Here is a 22,533-nt window from a genome sequence, read left to right as displayed (position 1 = left end):
GTCATGGACATCACCATTCACCAGACCTACCTCCCACAGGACGATCCGGACGCCGCGCTGGGCTTCTATCGCGACATCCTCGGTTTCGAGGTCCGCAACGACGTCGGATACAACGGACTGCGGTGGATCACCGTTGGCCCCGTCGGCCAGCCCGGCACCTCCATCGTCCTGCACCCGCCTGCCGCCGACCCCGGGGTCACCGACGAGGAACGCCGGACCATCGTCGAGATGATGGCGAAGGGCACCTACGCCGCCATCAACCTGGCGACCAAGGACCTCGACAGCACCTTCGAGAAGCTGCAGGCCGGCGACGTCGAAGTGGTGCAGGAGCCGACCGACCAGCCGTACGGGATCCGCGACTGCGCATTCCGCGACCCCGCGGGCAACATGGTCCGCATCCAAGAGTTGCGCTGAGTTCGAGCAAGTCGACCGACGGAGACCGTGAACGCGGCTCCGCCCGAACAGATGGAGACACGATGAGCATGGCCACGGAATCGGAGTCGCCTGAGCTGCATCTTGCCGACAGTCACGACCTGATCCGCGTGCACGGTGCGCGCGAGAACAACCTCAAGGACATCAGCGTCGAGTTGCCGAAGCGCCGGCTGACGGTGTTCACCGGGGTGTCCGGCTCGGGCAAGAGTTCGCTGGTGTTCGCCACGATCGCCGCGGAGTCGCAGCGGATGATCAACGAAACGTACAGCGCGTTCGTACAGGGGTTCATGCCGACGTTGGCGCGACCCGACGTCGACGTGCTCGACGGTCTGACGACGGCGATCATCGTCGACCAGGAGCGGATGGGCTCGAACCCCCGCTCGACCGTCGGCACCGCCACCGACGCCAACGCGATGCTGCGGATCCTGTTCAGCCGCCTCGGGAAGCCGCACATCGGTTCGCCCCAGGCGTTCTCCTTCAACGTCGCGTCGATCTCCGGCGCGGGCGCGGTCACCATCGAGCGCGGGGGCCAGCAGACGAAGGAGCGGCGCAGTTTCAGCATCACCGGCGGCATGTGTCCGCGGTGTGAGGGCCGGGGATCGGTCACCGATTTCGACCTGACTGCGCTGTACGACGACAGCAAGTCGCTGAACGAGGGCGCGCTGACAATTCCCGGCTACAGCATGGAGGGCTGGTACGGCCGCATCTACCGCGGCTGCGGCTTCTTCGACCCGGACAAGCCGATCTCGAAGTTCACCAAGAAGCAGTTGCAGGACCTGCTCTACAAGGAGCCGACCAAGATCAAGGTCGAGGGCGTCAACATCACGTTCGAGGGCCTGATCCCGAAAATCCAGAAGTCGTTCCTGGCCAAGGACGTCGACGCGATGCAGCCGCACATCCGCGCGTTCGTGGAGCGGGCGATCACGTTCGCCACCTGCCCCGATTGCGACGGCACCCGGCTCAGCGAGGGTGCGCGATCGTCGAAGATCAAGGGGAAGAACATCGCCGACGTCTGCTCGATGCAGATCAGCGACCTCGCCGACTGGGTGCGGAGCCTGAAGGAACCGTCGGTGGCGCCCCTGCTCACCGGGCTGCAGCACCTCCTCGACTCGTTCACGGAAATCGGCCTGGGCTACCTCTCGCTCGACCGGCCGTCCGGCACGCTGTCCGGCGGAGAGGCGCAGCGCACGAAGATGATCCGCCACCTCGGCTCTTCGCTCACCGATGTCACGTACGTCTTCGACGAGCCGACCATCGGCCTGCACCCGCACGACATCCAGCGGATGAACGGCCTGCTGCTGCAACTCCGCGACAAGGGCAACACGGTGCTCGTCGTCGAGCACAAGCCGGAGGCGATCGCGATCGCCGACCACGTCGTCGATCTCGGCCCGCGCGCAGGCACCGAGGGCGGCGAGGTGGTGTTCGAGGGCACCGTCGAGGGTCTGCGGGCCAGTGACACGCTCACCGGACGGCACCTGGACGACCGCGCCACGCTGAAGTCGTCCGTCCGCGAATCGTCGGGGGCGCTGGAGGTGCGCGGCGCAGACACCCACAACCTGTGCGGCGTCGACGTCGACATCCCACTCGGCATGCTGGTGGTCGTGACCGGGGTGGCGGGCTCGGGCAAGAGTTCGCTGATCCACGGTTCGGTGTCCGACCGGGACGGCGTGGTGTCGATCGACCAGGGCGCGATCAAGGGTTCCCGGCGCAGCAACCCCGCCACCTACACCGGACTGCTCGAACCGATCCGCAAGGCGTTCGCGAAGGCCAACGGTGTGAAGCCGGCGCTCTTCAGCTCCAACTCCGAGGGCGCCTGCCCCACCTGCAACGGCGCCGGCGTCATCTACACCGACCTCGGCGTGATGGCCACCGTCGAATCCCCCTGCGAGGAGTGCGAGGGGAAGCGGTTCCAGGCGGAGGTGCTGGAGTACAAACTCGGCGGCCGGAACATCGCCGAAGTGCTCGCGATGCCGGTGGCCGAGGCCGAGGAGTTCTTCGGCGCCGGCGAGGCACGGATCCCGGCGGCGCACAAGATTCTGCAGCGGCTCGCCGACGTCGGACTCGGCTACCTCAGCGTCGGGCAGCCGCTCACCACGCTGTCCGGCGGCGAACGGCAGCGGCTCAAGCTGGCCACCGCCATGGCCGACAAGGGTGAGATCTACGTCCTCGACGAGCCGACCACCGGCCTCCACCTCGCCGACGTCGAACAGTTGCTCGGGCTGCTCGACCGGCTCGTCGACTCCGGCAAGTCGGTCATCGTCATCGAGCACCACCAGGCGGTCATGGCGCACGCCGACTGGATCATCGACCTCGGCCCCGGCGCAGGCCACGACGGCGGCCGGATCGTCTTCGAGGGCAGGCCGGAAGATCTGGTGGCCGCAGGCTCCACCCTCACCGGCGAGCACCTCGCGGCGTACGTCGGCTCCTGACCACGGCGTCGGCCCCCCGGTTGCCCACGGCAGCCGGGGGCCTTTCCGTGTGCCGGTCGCGCCGCGACTGTGACGCCCGCCACCGGATAGTGCCGAACCGAGACGTGCCCTGCCGAACAGAGACGTCCCCACCTTCCCGTCGGTCCTAGCGTCACTTTCCGCCAGTGACCACAGACACGACAGGAGAGTGGAATGTCCGATCTCAATGCCGCGCTCGGCAAGGTTCTCGACGACGTCACCGCGGACGATGCGCCACGGGTCCCCGGAGTGGTCGCGATGGTGACCGACCGCGACCGGACGGTGTTCGAGGGTGCGGCCGGCGTGCGGTCCGTCGCGGACGGCGAACCGATGACCACCGACACCGTCTTCGCGATCTTCTCCACCACCAAGGCGATCACCGGGACCACGGTGCTGCAGTGCGCCGAAGAAGGGCTGCTCGACCTCGACGCGCCCGCCCGCGAGTACGTTCCCGAACTCGGCGACATCCAGGTCATCGAGGGATTCGACGACCACGGCGACCCGGTGCTGCGGGCCCCGAAACGCGACATCACCACCCGGATGCTGTTGCTGCACACCGCCGGGTTCGGATACGCCTTCTTCGACGAGACCTACAACCGGCTGGGGGTGGAACACGACCAGCCCAGCGTGATCACGGCAAGTAGGGCGTCGCTGAAGACGCCGTTGCTGTTCGATCCGGGCACCAAGTGGCAGTACGGGACGAACATCGATTGGGCCGGTCAGGTGGTCGAGGCGATCCGCGGCAAGCGACTCGGTGAGGTGATGGCCGAGCGGGTCTTCGCACCGCTCGACATGCGTGACACGTCGTTCACCCTGACCGGGTCGATGGCGGCCCGGCGCGCGACGATCCACCAGCGGGAGGAGGACGGCCGGCTCACCCCACTGGATCTGGTGCTCCCGCAGGACCCGGAAATCCACATGGGCGGGCACGGCCTGTACTCGACGGTCGGCGACTACCTGAAGTTCCTGCGGATGTGGCTGAACGACGGCGACGCGCCCGGTGGACGACTACTGCGGGCCGACACCGTGCAGGCGGCCGTGTGCAACGGTCTGGAGGGTCAGGAGGTCGGGATGCTGCCGGCCGTGATTCCGTCCCTCACGAACGACGCCGAATTCTTTCCCGGACAGCGTAAGTCGTGGGCGTACACGTTCATGGTGAACGAGGAGGACGCACCCACCGGCCGTCCGCGGGGGTCACTCGGGTGGGCGGGGCTCGCAAACTCGTACTACTGGATCGATCGTCGCACCGGAATCGCCGGGTACTGGGCCACACAGATCCTGCCGTTCGCCGACCCCGTCTCGTTCGGCGGCTACCTGGACTTCGAGACGGCGGCCTACCGGCACGCCCCGCTCGCGTCACCCGTCCAGGTCGGATAGTTTCCGTTCGAGCACGGTCCGCTCGCGCTCGTTGCCGCACAGCGTCACAGCGAGCTCGAGTTCGGTCCGCGCCTCGCCGGTGCGTCCCAGGCGGGTGAGCAGTTCGCCGCGAACACTGGGCAGCAGGTGCGAGTTCGACAGCGCCTGCGCGGCCACCAGTTCGTCCACGATCGGCAGCGCCGCGGCCGGTCCCTGGGCCATGGACACCGCCACCGCCCGGTTGAGGTCGACCACCGGTGACGGCGCCAGCCGGCCGAGTGCCTCGTAGACGAGGACGATCCGCTCCCAGTTCGTCGCGTCGACCGACGGCGCGACGGCATGGCATTCGGCGATCACCGCCTGCAGGCCGTAGGCGCCCAGGCCCCGGCCGACCTGTTCGGCGCGGGCGAGGGCGGCTCGTCCACGCCGGATCGCGGAACGGTCCCATCGGTGGCGGTCCTGCTGCTCGAGCAGCACCGGCTCACCGTCCGCCCCGGTGCGGGCCGGGAACCGCGCCGCGGTCAGCTCGAGCAGCGCGAGCAGGCCGTGGACCTCGGGCTCGTCGGGTACGAGCCGGGTCAGCACCCGGGCGAGGCGCTGCGCCTCGCTCGCCAGGTCGACGCGGATCAGGTCGCCGCCGGAGCTGGCCGACGACCCTTCCGTGAAGATCAGGTAGATCACGCTCAGCACCGAGCCGAGCCGCTCGGCCCGCTCCCCGGCGGGCGGCACCTCGAACGGCACCCGGGCCGCGCCGAGCGTCTTCTTCGCCCGGGTGATCCGGGCCTGCACAGTCGCGGTCGGGACGAGGAACACCTTCGCGATCTCGTCGCTCGTCAGACCGCCGACCACCCGCAGCGTGAGCGCCACCCTCGCCTCCCGCGACAACACAGGGTGGCAGGAGATGAACATCAACGCCAGGATGTCGTCGTCGATCTGGTCCGGATCCCACAGCACGTCGCCGGTGCCGCGGGCCGCATCGGCGGGCGCGGGACCCGAGACGGCGCCGCCCTCGCCCAGTTCGTGGGCGAGGACGGCGTACCGCTCGTCGAGGGCGGCGCGCCGACGGAACGCGTCGATCGCGCGGCGGCGGCCGACGGTGAGCAACCATCCCGCCGGGTTGTGGGGAATGCCGTCGCGTGGCCAGCTCACGAGTGCCTCCGCCAGCGCCTCCTGACCGAGGTCCTCGGCCAGCGCGAAATCGCCGGTGTACCGGGCGAGCGCACCGACGATCCGCGCCGACTCGATCCGCCAGACGGCGGCGACGGCCTCACGCCCGGTGTGGCCGCCGCCCGCCGACCCGCTCAGAGCTGGCCGGTCTCTTCGCGCCACGCCCGCTCCTTCTGAATCCACTCGTTGTCCTGCGGGAACTCGTCGATCGTGGTGACCCGGCGGATCTCCGCCTTCGAACCGGGACCGGCCATCGGGGCACGCTTCGCCCACTCCACGGCCTCCTCCTTCGATGCCACGTTGAGCATCCAGAAGCCGCCGAACAACTCCTTCGTCTCACCGTAGGGGCCGTCGGTCACCACCGGAGTCTCGGAGGAGTAGTCGACCACGACACCCGATTCGGGGTCGGGGTCCAGGCCCTCGGCGGCGAGCAGCACGCCCGCCCGGATCATCTCGTCGTTGAACTTGCCCATCGCGTCCATGATCTCGCCGAAGTCGGCGTCCTGGAATGCCGCGAAGGTCTCGTCCGTGGCGCGCATGATCAGCATGTACTTCATGGTTCGTCTCCTTGGATGTCGGGGCCCTCTTGGACCTTCTCATCCTCAGGTCGAACGGGGGGTGGCATGGATCGACACACCTTCAAAAAACCTTCACGTGAGCGGCAAAGAGTGCTCCCGCACTCTTTGCCACTCACGTATCCGGTCAGTGCAGGTGGCTGCCGCCGTTGATGTCGACGGTGGTGCCGGTGAGGTACGCGGCGTCCTGGGAGGACAGGAAGGTGATGACCGCCGCCACCTCGGTGGTGGTCGCGACCCGGCCGAGGGGAATGTCGCGGCAGAGCGCGGCCTCCTGCTCGGCGGTGCTGCCGACCCGGATGCTGGTGTCGACCGCACCCGGGGTGACGGCGTTGACGGTGACCCCGCTGTCGCCCAGTTCCCGCGCGAGGGACTTGGTGAAACCGAGGACCGCGGCCTTCGCGGACGAGTACGGAACCTTCCCGAAGACGCCGCCTCCGCGCTGGGCGGAGACCGACGACATGTTCACGATGCGGCCCCACCCGTTGTCCATCATCGCGGGCAGGAACGCGCGGGTGACCAGGTAGGTGCCGGTGGCGTTGACCGCCATCACCTTGTTCCACAGTTCGAGCGTGGTCTCGAGGAACGGCACCGGCGACGTGATGCCGGCGATGTTCGCGAGCGCCCCCACGGCCGGGAGGTTTCCGCCGGCGACCTCGGCGGCGACGGCGTCGTGCGCCCGCTGGACCGACTGCTCGTCGGCGACATCGATGTCGTGACCGAACGCGGGGACGCCGAACTCGTTCCCGATCTCGGCGGCGGCCTTCGCGGACTTCTCGCCGTCGAGGTCGAGAACGACGATCGCCCAGCCCTCTTCGGCGTAGCGGCGGGCGGTGGCGAGACCGATACCGCGCTCGGACGTGGCGCCGGTGATGACGGCGGTGCGCTGGATGGACGACATGATCGCTCCTCGTGTAGCTGGGATCGCGGGTCCCGGCCTGCGGTGGAGTGCAGGAAGCCGGTCGACGACGCGGTAGGTGACTGCCACCACAGTAAATCGATCAACTGTTAACAGTCAACCGTCGTCGGATAACGGTTGACAGATGAACGTGGCTCGGATCACACTGTGAACACCGCACTGTTGACAGTCAACAAATCCGCGGCAATCGTAGAAACCGGCAGCCCGAAGAGGAGTCCCCATGAGTACCGAAACACTCAGGATGCGAGGTCCTGTCCATGGCACGAAGGACGCCAGGCGCGTAGCGATCGGCTCCTCCGTGGGTGCCGTCATCGAGACCTACGACTTCATCGGGTTCGGCACCGCCGCGGCGCTGTACTTCGGTACGGCCTTCTTTCCCGGCGCGGATCCGGTCACCGGAACACTCGCGGCGTTCGCGACGCTCGGTGTCGGCTTCGCAGCGCGCCCGCTCGGCGGCGTGCTCGGTGGGCACCTCGGCGACAAGCTGGGCCGCAAGCCGGTGCTGGTGGCGTCGCTGATCGCGATGGGTCTCGCGACCTTCGCGATCGGCCTGCTGCCCACCTATTCGCAGGTGGGGCTGATCGCGCCGGTGCTGCTGGTTCTCGTCCGTGTCATCCAAGGCCTCGCCTTCGGCGCCGAATGGGGCGGCGCGATCCTGATGAGCTACGAGCACGCCCCCTGGAAATCCAAGGGCAAGTTCACCGGCATCGTGCAGGCCGGCTTCCCCGTCGGGCTGCTGCTGGCGAATCTGGTGTTCCTGTTCAGCGTGCACCTCGGCGGCGACTGGGCCTGGCGGGTGCCGTTCCTCGCCAGCATCGTCCTGGTCATGGTCGGCCTGGTCATCAGGTCGAAGGTGCCCGAGTCCCCGGTCTTCGAGGACGTCAAGAACGAAGGCGACATCGTCAAGTCGCCGGTGCTCGAATCCATCAAATACGACTGGCGAAACATCCTGCGCGGCATCGGTCTTCGAGTCGCCGAGACGGCGGGCTACGCGGTGTCGATCACGTACATGATCTCGTACCTGCACAACCAGGGTCTCGCCGGAAAGTCCGAAACCCTCGTCGCCCTGTGCATCGCGTCCGCGATCGGCATCTTCGCCACCGTCGCCTGGGCCCGGCTCACCGACCGCATCGGACGACGCCCCCTCTACATTGCGTCCTGCGCCTTTGCCGCACTGTTCGGAATTCCGATGTTCCTTCTGGTCAACACCGGTCTCTTCGTCCTGATCATCGCCACCATCGTGATCTCCTACGGCGTCTGCCAGAACTCGCTGGCGGGAGCGCAGGGTGCGTGGTTCCCCGAACTCTTCGACGCCTCGCGCCGTGCCTCGGGAGCGTCCCTCGCCTACCAGATCTCGGCGATGGTCTCCGGCTTCACGCCCTTCGTCACCACGCTGCTGTTCGTCTCCTTCGGCTGGTGGGGCCCCGCGCTGCTGTTCAGCACGTACGCCCTGATCGGACTGTGGGCGGCATTGATCACCAGGGAGACCTGGGGACCCACCGAACGTCGCCTCGCCGCCGAGGCCGCGGAGCGCGCCGATTCCAAAAGCGCCGACGCGCCGACGTCGACCGGCACCACGCCCACGATCCGCAAGGAAAAGGAACTCCTGTGACCATCACAACCGCCACCACCGCGGCCGAAGACACGACCAGTGAAGCGTCGCGCATCGCGACCGTCGAGCAGTTCGCGTACCGCATGCGGCACAACGTCATCGACATGGGTGAGGAACAGGGCCAGGGATACGTCGGGCAGGCGCTCGGGGCCGCCGACATCTTCGCCACCGTCTACGCCGACCGACTGCGGTACCGCGCCGACGATCCCGCGTGGGAAGGCCGCGACCGGTTCCTGCTCTCCACCGGCCACTACGCGATCGGCCTCTACGCCGCACTCGCCGAGGCCGGAATCATCCCCCGCAGCGAACTGCAGACGTACGGCTCCGACGACTCCCGGCTGCCGATGTCGGCGATGTCCACGTACACCCCCGGCATGGAAATTTCCGGCGGCTCCCTCGGCCACGGCCTCACCATCGCGGTCGGGATGGCGCTCGGGCTGCGCCACCAGCACTCCACCGCCCGCGTCTTCAACTTCCTGTCCGACGGCGAACTCGACGAGGGCTCGACGTGGGAGGCGGCCATGGGCGCCCACCACCACCGGCTCGGCAATCTCACCGCGATGGTCGACATCAACGCCCTCCAGGCCGACGGTGCGACCTCCACGGTGCTGAGCACCGAACCCGTCCACGACAAGTGGGCGGCCTGTGGGTGGCACGTCGAACGCGTCGACGGCAACGACGTCACCGCGCTGGTGCGCGCGTTCGACAACGCCGCCGCCGAATCCGACGGCAAACCGTCGATCATTCTCTGCGACACCCGCGTCGGGAAGGGTGTGCCCCTGCTCGAGTCCCGGGAGAAGGCGCACTTCATGCGCATCGACGAACACGAGTGGCAGATCTGCCGCGACCAGCTCACCGCCGGCTTCGACAACAAGGACGCCTGACATGACCACCGCCAGCAAGCCGAAGCTCAAGACGTCGGCCATGATCGCCTCGTTCGTCGACGACGGCCAGAAGACCACGTCCGCACCGTTCGGGCACGCCCTCGTGAAGGCTGCCCGGGAGAACGACAAGATCGTCGGGCTGTCCGCCGACCTCGCCAAATACACCGACATGCACATCTTTGCGCAGGAGTTCCCCGACCGCTTCTTCCAGATGGGGATGGCCGAGCAGCTTCTGCTCGGAGCCGCCGCCGGGATGGCCGAGACCGGCCTCGTGCCGTTCGCGTCCACGTACTCGGTGTTCGCCGCACGCCGCGCCTACGACTTCCTGTGCCTCGACATCGCCGAACCGAACCTCAACGTCAACATCATCGGCGGCCTCCCCGGCCTGACCACCGGATACGGGCCCAGCCACCAGGCCACCGAGGACATGGCCATCTTCCGGGGCATCCCCAACCTCACCATCGTCGACCCGTGCGACTCGATCGACATCGAGCAGGCCGTCCCGCAACTCGCCGCGTCCGACGGTCCCACGTACCTGCGGTTGCTGCGGGGGAAGGTCGCGACCGTGCTCGACGAGTACGACTACACGTTCGAGCTGGGCAAGGCGAAGGTGCTCCGCGGCGGCAACGACGTCGTCTTCGTCACCAGCGGGCTGATGACGATGCGCGCGCTGCAGGCCGCCGATCGGCTGGCCGGGCACAACGTCGACGTCGGGGTCGTGCACACGCCGACGATCAAACCGTTCGATGCCGCGACCGTCCTGGCCGAGATCGACACCGACCGCCTGGTGGTCACGCTGGAGAACCACACCGTGATCGGCGGACTCTTCGAAACCGTCGCGGCCGCCGTCGTCACGGCCGGACTCGGCAAGCGTGTCGTGCCGATCGCCCTCCCGGACGAGTTTCTCGACGCCGGCGCCCTGCCCACCCTGCACGATCGGTACGGCCTGAGCACCGACCGGATCGTCGCCAAGGTGCTGGACGAACTGGGATGACCTGCACGTACGGCCCTCGCCGCGGGTCCGGGGGCGAGGGCCGTACGATGGCTGTCAACAGGTTGCTGTCAACAGACCGCTGTCGACAGTTGATCGCCGACCCCACGGAGGCACCCATGGCCGGACAACCCGCCGCACTGCTCGGGCTGGAGAAGACCAGCCTCCGTCAGCAGGCCGTCGCCGCCCTGCGGGTCGCGATCACCAGTGGGGAACTGGCGCCGAGCAGCCCGCTCGTGGAGACGGAACTGTCCGAGATGCTGCAGATCAGCCGCGGCACGCTCCGCGAGGCGATGCGGCAACTCCAGCAAGAGGGCTTGATCTCCGCCGGTGCGCGGGGTCGCCTGTACGTGCGGCACCTCGATTCCAAGGAGATCCGCGACATCTTCGCTGTCCGCGCCGCCCTCGAGGCACTGGCGGTCCGGGAACTCGCCGGCCTGGCCGACCGCACCACCGCCATCGCGGAACTGCGCGCTGCCCTCGACGTCATGGACACCGCGGTCCTCGAGGCTCGCATCGAGGCCGACCTGAACTTCCACCGCACCATGTGCTCGCTGACCGGCAACGACACACTCCTGCACTCCTGGATCTCTCTCGAGGGATCCATCCGGATGTCGATCATGTTCGCCGGCCTCGACCGCGCCGTCGGCAACATGGACGTCGGCCGGCACAGCGCCATCGTCGACGCCATCGAAACCGGCGACGCCGACGAAGCGGCCAAAGCGATTCAGACGCACATGGACTGGGCCTCGGCGAACCTGGTTGCCTGACCCCCACGTGAGTGGCAAAGAGTGCGGGAGCACGCTTTGCCGCTCACGTACCCGGCGTCACCCGGCCACGAACGCGGGTGCGGGCGCGGGGGCGGGGGCGTCGAGGGTGGTCCACGACCGTCGGCGGGCGTCGAGCGGCGTGCCGGGGAGGATGCGGGCCCGCCGGTGCTCGGGTTCGAGCAGCACCGTCGACAGGGTGGCCCAGCGCTGACCGAAGACCGCGTCCGGGGCGGGGACGCAGCACAGCTGGGGCTGCCCCGGATCGGAGTACAGGTACTCGACGAGGTGATCGGCGACGGCAGGCGCCGCGTACCGCTGCTGCCGGGAGGCGATCAGCCCGTAGCGGTCCTGGGAGTCGGGCTCGTACAGGCCGGCCTTCTCGCGGGCGGCGTTGGCCGGGTCGAGAAAGTGGTTGGTGTGCGTCAGGAATCCGTCCGTCGGGTGCAGGGCGGCGACGCCGACGGGGCTGACCTCGGCGCACGCGACGGTGTCGGGGTCGATCAGCGTCAGCGCGCCCGAGGTTGCGATCGGCGCCGAGCGCAGCAGATCGAGGGCCTCGCCGACGGTTCCGGCTTCACCGAGGACCGCCGCCGACAGGATGTGCACGGGCACCCCGGCCGGTGCGTCGTCGCGGTGGCCGAGGATGTTGAAGAACACGCCGAGGCCCGCACTGTTCATCCCGATCTTGCCGAGGATGCCGTGCTCGGTCAGCCCGACGTAGGCGTGGCGGGTTCCGCGCACCTGATGGGTGTGCCAGTACGGGTCGAGTTCCTGATGCCAGTCCCAGGTTTGGATCCCGAACGGCGCCGACGCGCGATCCGCGGGTGCGTAGGCGATGGTGGAGCACTCGCCGGGGCGGGCCGCGGTGGCCTGGGACAGGATCTCCGTGCGGCCGTTCAGTGCCATCACGTGCCAGGTTTCGAGCCCGGCGCCGACAGCGATGCCCTCGATCTCGTCGAGGTACCGGGGACCCCACGCCCCCAGGACATCCGCGAGACAGTGCGCACTGTCGCGGGTCCGGCTCTCGCTCACGCCGACCGTATCGAACAGGCGCAGATACAGTTCCACGGACGCGGGCAGGTCGGTGCGCAGCTGCGTGCCGCGGGCGACACCGCGTTCGCGCGGCCGGGTGTCGTCGACGCAGACGTGAGGGCGGGCAGTGGTGGATTCGGTCATGATCGTCCTCGTTATCCAGATGGTGTGAATAAAGCTGTGGAGCAATTGATCACAGAGGGTCAGCGGGTTCGGTACGAGCGCATCAGCACGACGTACAGCGCCGCGGACACGAGCAAACCGACCGGCAACGACAGATCCACGCCGCCGACCGCGTTCGCGACGGGTCCGGTGTAGACCGGGGCGGCGACGCAGAGCGCGGCCGCGGCGATGCCGGTGAAGACGGCGACCGTTCCCGCCCAGTTGATCCCACCGCTGTACCAGTAGGGGCTGCTGCTGGTTTCGTCGCCGAGCCCGAGGCCGTCGTAGCGGTTGCGGCGCCACAGGACGTCGGCGACGTAGACGGCCATCACGGGACCCATCACGGTCACGACGAGCTGCATCATGTTGCTGACGGTGTCGAGGAAGTTGGAGACGAGCAGGGCGTACAGCGTCATGGCGACACCCATCGAGCCGTCGAGGAGGACGCTGCGCGAGCGACGCAGGCGCAGGCCGACCGATTGCAGCGCGAGCCCGGAACTGTAGGCGGTCATCGCGTTGTTGGCGATGGTGCCGACGATGACGGCGAGCAGGAAGATCGGCGTGAACCAGGAGGGGAGGATGGCCTCGAGTGCGATCTGCGGGTCGGCCATGTCGAGTCCGGTGCCGGCGAGTGCGCCGAGCGCGGTGAACAACACGCTGGGGACGAACGCGCCGAGCGCCGTCCAGGCGGTGACCGACACCGGCGACGTGGTCGCCGGCAGGTAGCGGGCGAAGTCCGCGCTGTTGGTGTAGGACAGCGGAGCCGACGCCACGATGGAAACACCCGCGGCCACCGTCGCCCACAGCCCGATTCCGTGGAGCGCCTCCGCCGGCTGGTAACCCCAGTCGGCGTTCCCGAGGACGTAGCCGGCCATCACCACGAAGATCAGGATCAGCAGGACGGCCAGCGGCTGGTAGAGCCGCACGATCGTCGCGTGCCCGTATACACCGATGGCCAGCGTGGCGGCGGCGATCGCCAGGATGACGACGACCTTCACCGGGGTGGTCGCGTGGATGCCGAACCGTTCGAGGAGCCGGAACGCCGTGTACGACGCGGCCGCCCAGTTCAGTGCCAGGTAGCAGACGCTGATGAACCAGCTGGTCACGAGGATGTTCACCCGGTTGCCGCGGATGCCGAAGATCGCCCGGGTGATCACCTCGCTGGGTGTGCCCGACGCCGGTCCGCTGGCGGCGACGATCCCGGTGAGGATCGAGAACAGGTTGCCGACCACGATCACCGCGAGCGCCTGCCAGAACGACAGGCCCATCAGGATCAGTGCGCCGCCGACGACCAGGGTCAGGTAGCTCACGTTGGGCGCCGCCCACACCGCGAACAGGTCCCGGGCGCGGCCGTGTCGCTCGCCGTCGGGGATGAAGTCGATGCCGTGCGTCTCCACCTTCCCGGCACGGTCGGCCGGCGGCGTCGCGCCGGGTTTCGCCGCGCGGGAGTCTGCTCGAGTCGATGCCATGGGGTCCTCCGGGTAGACGAGCACGGATGTGCGGCTGGTGGCGCAATCGCCGATCTGGCGTGACCCGGGTCACCGTACGGAACCAAATCGATTTGGACAAGAGCGTGAGAAGTAAATTTACAAATCGATTTGGTGCAGGTCGGACAATTGGTAGCCTGATCCGGTGACGGAGAAACGATCGCGGCCCACCATCGCCGACGTGGCACGGCACGCCGGGGTGTCGACCACCACGGTGTCGCACACGTTCAGCGGCAAAGGGGTCGTCGCCGCCGCGACGCGGGAGCGGGTCCGCGCGACCGCGAAGTCCCTGGGCTACCGGCCGGATGTGGTGGCGAGGGGGCTGCGCAGCAACCGTCTCGGCATCCTCGCCCTCGTGCTCCGGCCCCTCGAAACGCTGGATTCTTCGCTCCCCGAGGGCGTCGACTACTTCCTGCGGTTCGCGGGTTCGGCGGCGCTGGCCGCGATGGACTTCGGATACGGACTCATGCTGGTGTCGGACCCGACCCGCGAAGAGTCACCGGCCGCCGCCCTCGCCTGCGACGGGTTCCTGATCACGGAACCCGTCACCAACGATCCCCTCATCGAGATGCTCCTCGGGGAAGGCGTGCCGTTCCTGTCCGTCGGCAAAGATCCGGCACGGGCCGCGTACGAGAACTGGATCGACACCGACACCGAATTCATGACCGACCTGGTGTTGCAGCACCTCGACGAAGCGGGTGCCACGCGAGTGGCCCTCGTTGCCGGGACCGACCCCAACTCGTGGAACCTCGGCGCCGAGGCCGCCTACCGCGCCTGGGCGGAGGCGCGCGGTCAGGACCCGCTGGTCGCCCACCGGCCCGAGACCACCGGGGAGTCCGGCGGCCGCGACGCCGCCGACGAACTGTTCGACCGCGACGACCCGCCCGACGCGGTGTACTGCCTCACCGGCAGGCACGCGGCCGGAGTGCTCGCACGTGTCCGGGAACGCGGACTCGACGTTCCCGGCGACGTCCAGATCGTCGGCGGCTCCGACTCGGAGCACACCCGATCCGCGACGCCCCCCATCACCTCGGTGGACCTGCAGCCCGAACTCCTTGCCCGCGTTGCCGTCACACAGCTCGTCAACCGCCTCGACAACCTCGACCGGCCCGTGCCGCCGGGGAAACTCCACGGACGCCTCATCGTGCGGAACTCCACCCGGACGTCATGATTCGACCGATGGCAGCGATATCCTTGTGGGCACGCCATCGAGAGGCGAGTCCACGGTTGTATCTGTGCTCTGGTCGTGCCGTCGGAACCAGCGCGCGGCGGCACGAGCCGACGGGGTGAGTGGTCCGTCCGATGGGTGAAGGTGATCCGCTCGACACGCAGCGGTACGTCGTCCCCGTCGTGGCGTCGGAGCTGAGTGCGGCCGGTTTCGACGACGCCCGGGAGATCGGACGCGGCGGCTTCGGAGTGGTCTACCGCTGCACCCAGGCGGATCTGGATCGCACGGTGGCGGTGAAGGTGCTCACCGTCGATCTCGACGAGGAGAACAAGGCCCGGTTCTTCCGGGAGCAGCGGGCGATGGGCCGGCTCACCGGTCATCCGAACATCGTCGGCGTCCTGCAGGTCGGGGCCACCGACAGCGGAGTTCCGTACATCGTGATGCCGTATCACCCGCACGGGTCGCTGGAGGCCCGGGTCCGCAAGGACGGTCCCCTCGAACTGGACGAGGTGCTGCGGCTGGGGGTGAAGGTCGCCGGCGCGGTGGAGACGGCGCACCGGCTCGGCATCCTGCACCGGGATATCAAACCCGCGAACATCCTGCTCACCGATTACGGCGAACCGGAGTTGACGGACTTCGGCATCGCCCACATCAGCGGCGGTTTCGAGACCGCGACCGGCGCTGTCACCGGGTCGCCGGCCTACACCGCGCCGGAGGTCCTCCAGGGTGACCCGCCGAGCCCGGCCGCCGACGTCTACGGTCTCGGGGCGACGCTGTTCAGTGCCCTCACCGGTCATGCCGCGTTCGAACGCCGCAGTGGGGAGCAGGTGGTCGCGCAATTCCTGCGCATCACCACGCAACCCGTGCCCGACCTGCGGGAGCACGGGATCCCCGACGACGTGTCCGACGTGATCGCCCGGGCGATGTCCCGTACTCCCGGTGAACGTCCGGCGACGGCCGCCGACTTCGGGGAGGAACTGCGGCGGATTCAACTCGATCGCGGTCTTTCCGTCGACGACATGGCCCTCCGCACGGAACCCGACGCGCAGGTCCACGACCGAGGGCACGGACCGCGCGGCACCACACCAGCGAGCGGCGTGACGGGACACCTCCTCTTGGAACTGACGAGTTTCGTCGGCCGTCGGCACGAACTCACCGAGGCGAAGAACCTGCTCGCCGGGTCGCGGTTGGTGACGCTGACCGGGATCGGAGGGGTCGGCAAGACGAGGCTGGCGATGCGCGTCGCCGCGGGGGTGCAACGCGACTACGGCGACGGTGCGCGGCTGGTCGAGTTGGGCGAACTGCGCGACGGGTCTTCGCTGGTGGACGCGGTGGCCGCGGCAGTGGGGGTGCGGGACCATTCGGCGCGGCCGCTGCGCGAGGTGTTGATCGAGTTCCTCGCCTCCAGGGAACTGCTGCTGGTCCTCGACAATTGCGAGCACCTGGTGGACGCGGTGGCGGAGCTGACCGAGACGCTGTTGCGGGTGTGCCCGGCGCTGCGGATTCTGGCGACCAGCCGCGAATCCCTCGGCATCGGCGGGGAGGCGGTGCTGCAGGTGCCGCCGCTGGCCGTGCCGGATCCCGATCGCAGGCCGTCGTTGCGGGGATTACCGAAATACGATGCGGTGCACCTGTTCGCCGAACGCGCCGCCGCCGCGGTTCCCGGATTCGCACTGACCGAGGACAACGCGGCGGCGGTGGCGGGGATCTGCCACCGCCTCGACGGGTTGCCGTTGCCGATCGAACTGGCCGCCGCCCGTTTGCGGGCGATGTCGCCCGAGCAGATCCTGGGGCGCCTGACAGACCGCTACACCCTGCTGACCCGCGGCAGCCGCGGTGCGCCGACGCGGCAGCAGACCCTGCGTTTGTCGATCGATTGGAGTTTCGAATTATGCACCACCGGTGAGCAACTGATGTGGGGTCGGTTGGCGGTCTTCGCCGGCAGCGTCGAACTCGATGCCGCCGAGCAGGTCTGCGGCGACGGACTGGGCCCGGACGAATTGCTCGACACGCTGACCTCCCTGGTGGAGAAATCGATCCTGATCCGGGAGGGGCACGGGTCGGTGGTGCGGTTCCGGATGCTCGAGACCCTCCGCGCGTACGGCTACGAGAAACTCGAGCAGACCGGCGAGACCGTGACTTTGCGTCGCCGGCACCGGGATTGGTACGAGGCGCTGGCACTCACCGCGGAGGCCGAGTGGATCAGCGCACGGCAACTGGACTGGATCGCCCGTTTGAAGCGGGAGCAACCGAACCTCCGTGAGGCACTGGAGTTCTGCATCGACGACGATCCCGCCGCCGGCCTGCGCACCGCCGCCGCACTCCGCTGGTTCTGGACCTCCCAGGGTCTGTACAGCGAGGGGCGGCGCTGGTTCTCCGACCTACTGGCCCGCTGCCCCGGAGAGCCGACGGTCGAGCGGATCAGGGCGCTCTACTGCGCCAGCGTGATGGCCAACGTGCAGGGCGATCTCGAGTCCGGTGCCGCGCTCGTGGCGGAGGCGCGGAACCTCACCGCGCACACGAGCGACCCTATGATGCGCGCGTTCGTCTCCTTCGCCGACGGAACGCTGGCCCTCTACAGCGGGGACCTCCCAGACGCATGCTCGCACCTCGAAACTGCACTCACGGAGTTCAGCACACGCGGGGATCGCACACTCGAGACGAACGTGCTCTATCTTCTCGGGTTGGCCTACGGACTGTCCGGCCAGACCGAGCGGGCCGTCGAGCGCCACGAGCGGGTCCTCGCGATCACGGAAAAGTACGGCGAGAAGATGTACCGATCGCATTCGCTGTGGGCCTTGGGAATTGCGGTGTGGCGACAGGGCGCCGCCGATCGCGCAGTCCGATACCTCGAGGAATCGCTGGAGCTGTCGCGGCAGGTGCACAGCCCCCGCTTCGCCGCAGCCGCCGTCGAAGCGCTGGCCTGGATCGCGTGCGAGAGGCGAGATCCGACTCGGGCCGCGGTGCTGATGGGAGCCGCGCAATGGCTGGCGAGGTCGGTGGGCAGTGCCGCGGTCATCCATTCCAATCTGATTGTCTACCAGACCGAATTCGCCGAGAAGGCCCGGCAGGGACTCGGGGACACAGCATTCGCGGCGGCCCACCGCAAAGGTGAACAGCTCGGCTTCGACGCGGCCATCGCCTACGCCCTCCACGAAGCGCAGCCCGGTACCTCCACACCGGACACCGACGCGCCGACGCGACTGACCAAGAGGGAACGTCAGGTCGCCGACCTCATCGCCGAAGGCCTGACCAACCAGGCCATCGCCGACCGCCTCGTGATCTCACCGCGCACCGCCCAGGGTCACGTGGAGCACATTCTGGCCAAGCTGGGTTTCACCTCCCGCACCCAGGTTGCGGCCTGGGTCGTGGAGCAGGCGCACGACTAGGTCGGTGGCCGAGTCCGGTCTCTCGGACGCAGTGCACCGATAGCAGCGGCGATCAGGCAGGCGACGGCCCCGAGAAGCAATCCTGCGCGGCCGCCCCACTGCTCACACACCCATCCGGTGATGGGCCCGCCGACCGCGGTGGATCCGATGAATGCCATGCCGAACAGGGCCATGACCCGCCCGCGTTTGTCCGGTGCGGCGGCGAGTTGCAGTGTGCTGTTCGTCGTCGAGTTGAACGCGACACTGCAGGCTCCGACACAGGCCATGACGACCAGCATGACCCACAGATTGGGGACGACGGCGGCGACGAGGAGAACGGCTCCGAACGCCGTCGCGGTGACGACGAGCGGCCCGGTTCCGGTACGGCCCCAGGTTGCGACAGCGAGCCCGCTCACCACCGATCCCGCTCCCATCGCGGCGGTGATGAAGCCGGATGCGCCCGGCCCGGCGTCGAGGGTCTGGTCGGCGATCACCGGTAGCACTACGGGGAATTCGAGGGCGAAACAACCGACCAGCGCCATCATGGTCAGCGGTACGGTCAGTTCAGCGGACTGCCGGACGTACGCGAGACCTTCGCGGAGCTGACCGCGAGCCCGGACCGTCGGTGGTGACGGATTGAGCTGCGAGACATCGAGGGTGAGCAGGGAGATCACGACCGCGACGAAACTTGCGGCGTTGAGAAGGAAACACAGACCGACACCGCCGGCGGCGATGACGAGCCCGGCGACGGCAGGACCGACCATCCGTGCCGTGGAGGTGAGCACCGATTGCAGGCTGACGGCGTTGCGAAGTCGATCGGCCCCGACCATTTCGAGGAGAAACGATTGGCGTGTCGGAGTTTCGAAGCACTGGTTCAGGCCGAGCACGAGAGCGAGAACGTAGACCTGCCAGAGGTGGACTGTTCCGGTGACGGTGAGAATTCCGAGGACCAGTGCCTGCACCCCCATCAGGGTTTGCAAGGCGATCATCAGGCGCCGCTTGTCGACCCGATCGGCAACGACGCCGCCATACGGGGCGACGAGGAGCATCGGCACGGTCTGCAACGCCATCACCGCACCGATTGCGGTGGCGGAGCCGGAAAGTTCGAGGACGAGCCATGATTGGGCGATGGTCTGCATCCACTTGCCGGCCTGCGAGATCGTCTGGCCGGTGATGTAACGGCGGAAGTTGGTGGTGCGCAGCGACGCGAAGGTTTGTCCGCGGAGGCCGGAGAGGACGGTCATCGGCGTGGTTTGCTCCCTTCCATTGGCGATCCTGAACAGGCCGGTCGGCCGGGTGTTCGGCTCGAAAGAACCGAACACCCGGCAAGACCCGCGGGTTTCTCGCGAAAAGTACCTATCCGGCCAGGCCGGGATACAGCCGTCGCGCGGTGCCCGCGAAGATCTCGCGGCGTTCGGGCTCGGGTACGTCGGCCAGTACCTTGTGGGCGAGGGCGACGAGTTCGGGCAGTGACTGTTCGGCGGCGGGCAGGTTGGAACCCCACGCGATCCGGTGTGCTCCGAACGCTGCCAGCACCGGATCGAGGAAACCAGAGGCCTTTTCGCCGGCGTCGTGGAGAGGTTCGAGATTGCGGTGGGTCAGCTTGAGGTGCAGGCCAGGATGGACAGCCAGCTCCGCCACCGCTTCGCCGGCGTCGGTGGGTGAGGCCGCGATGTCGGGGTATCCCATGTGGTCGAGCAGCACGCGGACCGACGGGAACCGGCGAAGCAGCTGGTGCACTTGCTCGGTCGCCGGTCCGAGCCGCATCTGCAGGCATACCGTGACTCCGAGTTCGGTGGCCTTGTCCCAGAAGGGGTACGTCTCCGGCGCGGCGAACCACTCGCCCTGGGTGGGCACCGTGCTGCCGCTGGTGAACAGCCGGACCCCGGCGAGGCCGTTGTCGCCGACCGCCGCCTCCAGGTTGTCGGCGGCGTCCGGCCGCAACGGATCCACGGTGCCCACCACGATGAACCGGTCCGGCCGCTGGGCGCGGCTGTCGAGTACGTAGGAGTTGTCGTAGCCGTAGGCGGTTGTCGCCTGTACCAGTACGGCCTGGCCGATCCCGGCTTCGTCCATGCGCTCGACCATGCCGCCGGCGGTGACCGGGCGGGTGGTCGCCCAACCGGACTGGGTCCCGCCGATCGGGGCCCGGGGGTAGCGGGTCACGTCGTCGGAGATGATGTGGCAGTGGGTGTCGACGATGTCCAAGGTCTACACCTTTCTCGTTCGGTGGGCTGGCTCAGGCGTCTGGGTACTCGCCCTTGGCGAACACCTGGTGGGGATCGGTGGAGAAGTCCGGGTCGAGGAGACCCTGGTCCCGGGAGTACTTCACGAGCGCGCGCACACTCGCGTCGTTGGCATCGAGACCGTAGGGGATCGGATCGCTCTGGATCTGCTTGGCCTGCTTGCCCAGTCGCGCCAGCGCCGACCACTGTGGATCGGCCTCGATCTGACGGCGCTTGCTCTCGGCGAATGCGGCGTACAGGGCGGTGGGCAGCCCCGGGTCGCGGTCGACGAGTTCGCTGCGGATCGCGATCACGGAGTGCAGCGGATAGATCCCGGTGCGTAGGTACCAGTCGGTGGCGAGCACCTCGTGGTCGGGGAACAGTGGGTACGGCCCGTCCTCGACCGCGGGTTGCTCGGCCGCCGCCGACCACCCGGCCCGCGGCGCCCCAGCACGTCCGGTGCCGGCGTTGCCGCTGAATGCGGCGTCGATCTCGCCGGCCCGCAGCAACTCGCCGAGCGACCGGCCGTCGGTGACGCGCTCGACGTTCGAGGGAGCCCGGCCTTCGATGTGGTCGTCGTCGTCCACGACCCACTTCACGGTGTCGATGTCGAGGCCGTACTCGTCGCGCAGGATGCCGCGCATCCACACCCCGGTGGTCACCGTGTACGCGCGGACACCGATCCGCTTACCTTCGAGATCGGCGGGGAAGCGGATTCCCGACGCCGAACCGCACTGCACGTCGGCGTGGTGGAAGCGGCGGTTGAGGAAGACGGGGATGCCGGTGAGCGGAACCCCGGCCTGCAACGCCATCAGGTAGGAGGTCGGCGCGAGTTCGCACACGTCGAACTCGAGGTCGCGGATCATCCGGCGGTATGCGCCGATGATCGGGCTGACCTCGACCGGTTTCACCTCGTAGCCGTTCACCGTGACGTCGCCGCCCAGCAGGGCCTGCACGTGCCGGTAGTCGCCGAGTGCGACCGAGAGCGTGTTCATGTTCAGCCTTTCGTATTCCAGAGGGAGCGAGTGGTTCAGCCGCCGAGCCGGGACGCGGTCACCCCGAGCGCGGCGCAGGTGCGATCGACCAGTTCGTCGAACTCGACGCGGCGCGGCAGCACCCCCTGCTCGTAGGCGTAGCGGGCGGCGTCGGTGACAGGCCCGCGCAGACCGTCGAACCCGACGGGGCTCAGGTTCACCGGACCCGCTGCGGGACCGGCAGTCGTGGCGGCCTCGGCCAGCGCGTCGTACACCGCGAGTATCGCCTTCGGGTCCTCGCCGGCGGCCGCCGCGCTGAACCCCACCACGTGGTTGATCGGAGCGAAACCCTTGCGTGCGGCCCATTCGGCGGCGACCGCGAGGGCGTGGGGAATGGCGGTGCGGATCCGGTCGTCGGAGGGCAGTTCGTTGCCCATGATCCCGTAGTCGAGCCGGCCTTCGAGGAAGTCGGCCTGCAGTTTTGCGCCCTCGGGGGCGCGCGTGACCCACGCCGGGTCGGTGGCCCCGTCGACGTGCCCGCCCTCGTACGTGTGCCAGTCCACTTCGGACAGATCGAGGCCGTACTGCTCGCTGAGGAACCCGCGCAGCCACACCCCGGTGGTCTGGCTCCACGAGCGCACGCCGACGCTCCGGCCCCGTACACCCTCGACGTCCAGTTCGCCCAGTGTCACCAGGGTCTGATGCTGGTACCGGCCGAGCATGGTGATCGGCAGCAGCGCCACCGGCTTGTCGTATGCGGCCGCCTGCAGCAATGTCACCACGGCCAGCTCGCACACGTCCGCCGCCGCGTCGTTCACGAAGCCGCGCGATGCCTTGTGCACGGGCCGGATGTCGAGACGTTCGGGCGTTGCACCGGCGGCCGCGGCCCACTCGACGGCCACGGCAGCGAGATCGTCTCTGCCCAATACGATTTTCATTGACGAGTCCTCGTTTCGTTGGTCGT

Annotated in this window: 18 protein-coding genes; 9 read left to right on the top strand and 9 right to left on the bottom strand. The window is 68.3% G+C overall.

Annotated elements, in window-relative coordinates; genetic code table 11:
- The first annotated feature begins 3 nt into the window (after positions 1-3).
- The 3 genes from BLV94_RS26385 (at position 4) to acmB (ending at position 4,256) form a co-directional block, all read left to right on the top strand.
- Entirely contained in the window at positions 4-414 is a 411-nt protein-coding gene (locus BLV94_RS26385) for a VOC family protein (RefSeq protein WP_072943842.1), read from the top strand.
- 62 nt (positions 415-476) lie between these two features.
- Positions 477-2,861 carry an ATP-binding cassette domain-containing protein gene (locus BLV94_RS26380; protein WP_072943604.1) on the top strand — a complete coding sequence of 795 codons (2,385 nt, stop codon included), beginning with the start codon at positions 477-479 and terminating at the stop codon, positions 2,859-2,861.
- 192 nt (positions 2,862-3,053) lie between these two features.
- Positions 3,054-4,256 carry a methyl acetate hydrolase AcmB gene (gene acmB, locus BLV94_RS26375; protein ID WP_072943602.1) on the top strand — a complete coding sequence of 401 codons (1,203 nt, stop codon included), beginning with the start codon at positions 3,054-3,056 and terminating at the stop codon, positions 4,254-4,256.
- On the opposite strand, the gene BLV94_RS26370 is transcribed toward acmB, so the two are convergent.
- The 3 genes from BLV94_RS26370 to BLV94_RS26360 form a co-directional block, all read right to left on the bottom strand.
- A complete protein-coding gene (locus BLV94_RS26370) occupies positions 4,236-5,564 on the bottom strand; it encodes an RNA polymerase sigma factor (RefSeq protein WP_072943601.1) in 1,329 nt (442 codons plus the stop codon). The genes acmB and BLV94_RS26370 overlap by 21 nt on opposite strands.
- Positions 5,537-5,959 carry a YciI family protein gene (locus BLV94_RS26365; RefSeq protein WP_072943599.1) on the bottom strand — a complete coding sequence of 141 codons (423 nt, stop codon included), beginning with the start codon at positions 5,957-5,959 and terminating at the stop codon, positions 5,537-5,539. Before BLV94_RS26365 ends, BLV94_RS26370 begins: the two co-directional genes overlap by 28 nt.
- 145 nt (positions 5,960-6,104) lie before the next feature.
- Positions 6,105-6,878 (bottom strand): SDR family NAD(P)-dependent oxidoreductase, encoded by a 774-nt coding sequence (locus BLV94_RS26360; protein ID WP_072943597.1) that lies wholly within the window; start codon positions 6,876-6,878, stop codon positions 6,105-6,107.
- A 238-nt stretch (positions 6,879-7,116) separates the two neighbouring features.
- On the opposite strand from BLV94_RS26360, the gene BLV94_RS26355 reads away from it, so the two are divergent.
- From BLV94_RS26355 to BLV94_RS26340, 4 genes are all read left to right on the top strand, one after another.
- Positions 7,117-8,508, top strand: a complete 1,392-nt coding sequence (locus BLV94_RS26355; RefSeq protein WP_072943595.1) for an MFS transporter — start codon at positions 7,117-7,119, stop codon at positions 8,506-8,508.
- Entirely contained in the window at positions 8,505-9,392 is an 888-nt protein-coding gene (locus BLV94_RS26350; protein WP_072943593.1) for a transketolase, read from the top strand. The genes BLV94_RS26355 and BLV94_RS26350 overlap by 4 nt, the downstream gene beginning before the upstream one ends.
- A gap of 1 nt (position 9,393) precedes the next feature.
- The gene (locus tag BLV94_RS26345) at positions 9,394-10,386 is read left to right on the top strand and encodes a transketolase family protein (RefSeq protein ID WP_072943591.1); all 993 of its coding nucleotides are present in this window, start codon (positions 9,394-9,396) and stop codon (positions 10,384-10,386) included.
- 116 nt (positions 10,387-10,502) lie between these two features.
- Positions 10,503-11,153 (top strand): GntR family transcriptional regulator, encoded by a 651-nt coding sequence (locus BLV94_RS26340; protein ID WP_072943589.1) that lies wholly within the window; start codon positions 10,503-10,505, stop codon positions 11,151-11,153.
- Positions 11,154-11,210: 57 nt separating this feature from the next.
- Here BLV94_RS26340 and BLV94_RS26335 read toward each other — a convergent pair whose 3' ends face one another.
- Both BLV94_RS26335 and BLV94_RS26330 read right to left on the bottom strand, forming a co-directional pair.
- The gene (locus BLV94_RS26335; RefSeq protein ID WP_072943588.1) at positions 11,211-12,329 is read right to left on the bottom strand and encodes a C45 family autoproteolytic acyltransferase/hydrolase; all 1,119 of its coding nucleotides are present in this window, start codon (positions 12,327-12,329) and stop codon (positions 11,211-11,213) included.
- Between the two features lie 59 nt (positions 12,330-12,388).
- Positions 12,389-13,816, bottom strand: a complete 1,428-nt coding sequence (locus tag BLV94_RS26330) for a purine-cytosine permease family protein (RefSeq protein WP_072943586.1) — start codon at positions 13,814-13,816, stop codon at positions 12,389-12,391.
- 163 nt (positions 13,817-13,979) lie between these two features.
- On the opposite strand from BLV94_RS26330, the gene BLV94_RS26325 reads away from it, so the two are divergent.
- Together BLV94_RS26325 and BLV94_RS26320 are read left to right on the top strand one after the other, a co-directional pair.
- Positions 13,980-15,005: a LacI family DNA-binding transcriptional regulator gene (locus BLV94_RS26325; RefSeq protein ID WP_072943584.1), complete on the top strand. Its 1,026-nt coding sequence runs from the start codon at positions 13,980-13,982 to the stop codon at positions 15,003-15,005.
- Positions 15,006-15,136: 131 nt separating this feature from the next.
- Positions 15,137-18,391 (top strand): protein kinase domain-containing protein, encoded by a 3,255-nt coding sequence (locus BLV94_RS26320; RefSeq protein ID WP_072943583.1) that lies wholly within the window; start codon positions 15,137-15,139, stop codon positions 18,389-18,391.
- On the opposite strand, the gene BLV94_RS26315 is transcribed toward BLV94_RS26320, so the two are convergent.
- The 4 genes from BLV94_RS26315 to BLV94_RS26300 form a co-directional block, all read right to left on the bottom strand.
- A complete protein-coding gene (locus BLV94_RS26315) occupies positions 18,388-19,614 on the bottom strand; it encodes an MFS transporter (protein WP_072943581.1) in 1,227 nt (408 codons plus the stop codon). The genes BLV94_RS26320 and BLV94_RS26315 overlap by 4 nt on opposite strands.
- A 112-nt stretch (positions 19,615-19,726) precedes the next feature.
- A complete protein-coding gene (locus tag BLV94_RS26310; protein WP_072943580.1) occupies positions 19,727-20,578 on the bottom strand; it encodes an amidohydrolase family protein in 852 nt (283 codons plus the stop codon).
- Positions 20,579-20,609: 31 nt separating this feature from the next.
- Positions 20,610-21,590: a substrate-binding domain-containing protein gene (locus BLV94_RS26305; RefSeq protein ID WP_072943578.1), complete on the bottom strand. Its 981-nt coding sequence runs from the start codon at positions 21,588-21,590 to the stop codon at positions 20,610-20,612.
- A 35-nt stretch (positions 21,591-21,625) separates the two neighbouring features.
- A complete protein-coding gene (locus tag BLV94_RS26300; RefSeq protein WP_072943576.1) occupies positions 21,626-22,507 on the bottom strand; it encodes a hypothetical protein in 882 nt (293 codons plus the stop codon).
- Positions 22,508-22,533 lie beyond the last annotated feature (26 nt).

It is taken from the genome of Rhodococcus koreensis (assembly GCF_900105905.1).
Lineage (GTDB): Bacteria > Actinomycetota > Actinomycetes > Mycobacteriales > Mycobacteriaceae > Rhodococcus_F > Rhodococcus_F koreensis.
The sequence above is the reverse complement of the archived record's forward strand: the minus strand, read 5'-3'. Positions and strand labels throughout refer to the sequence as shown.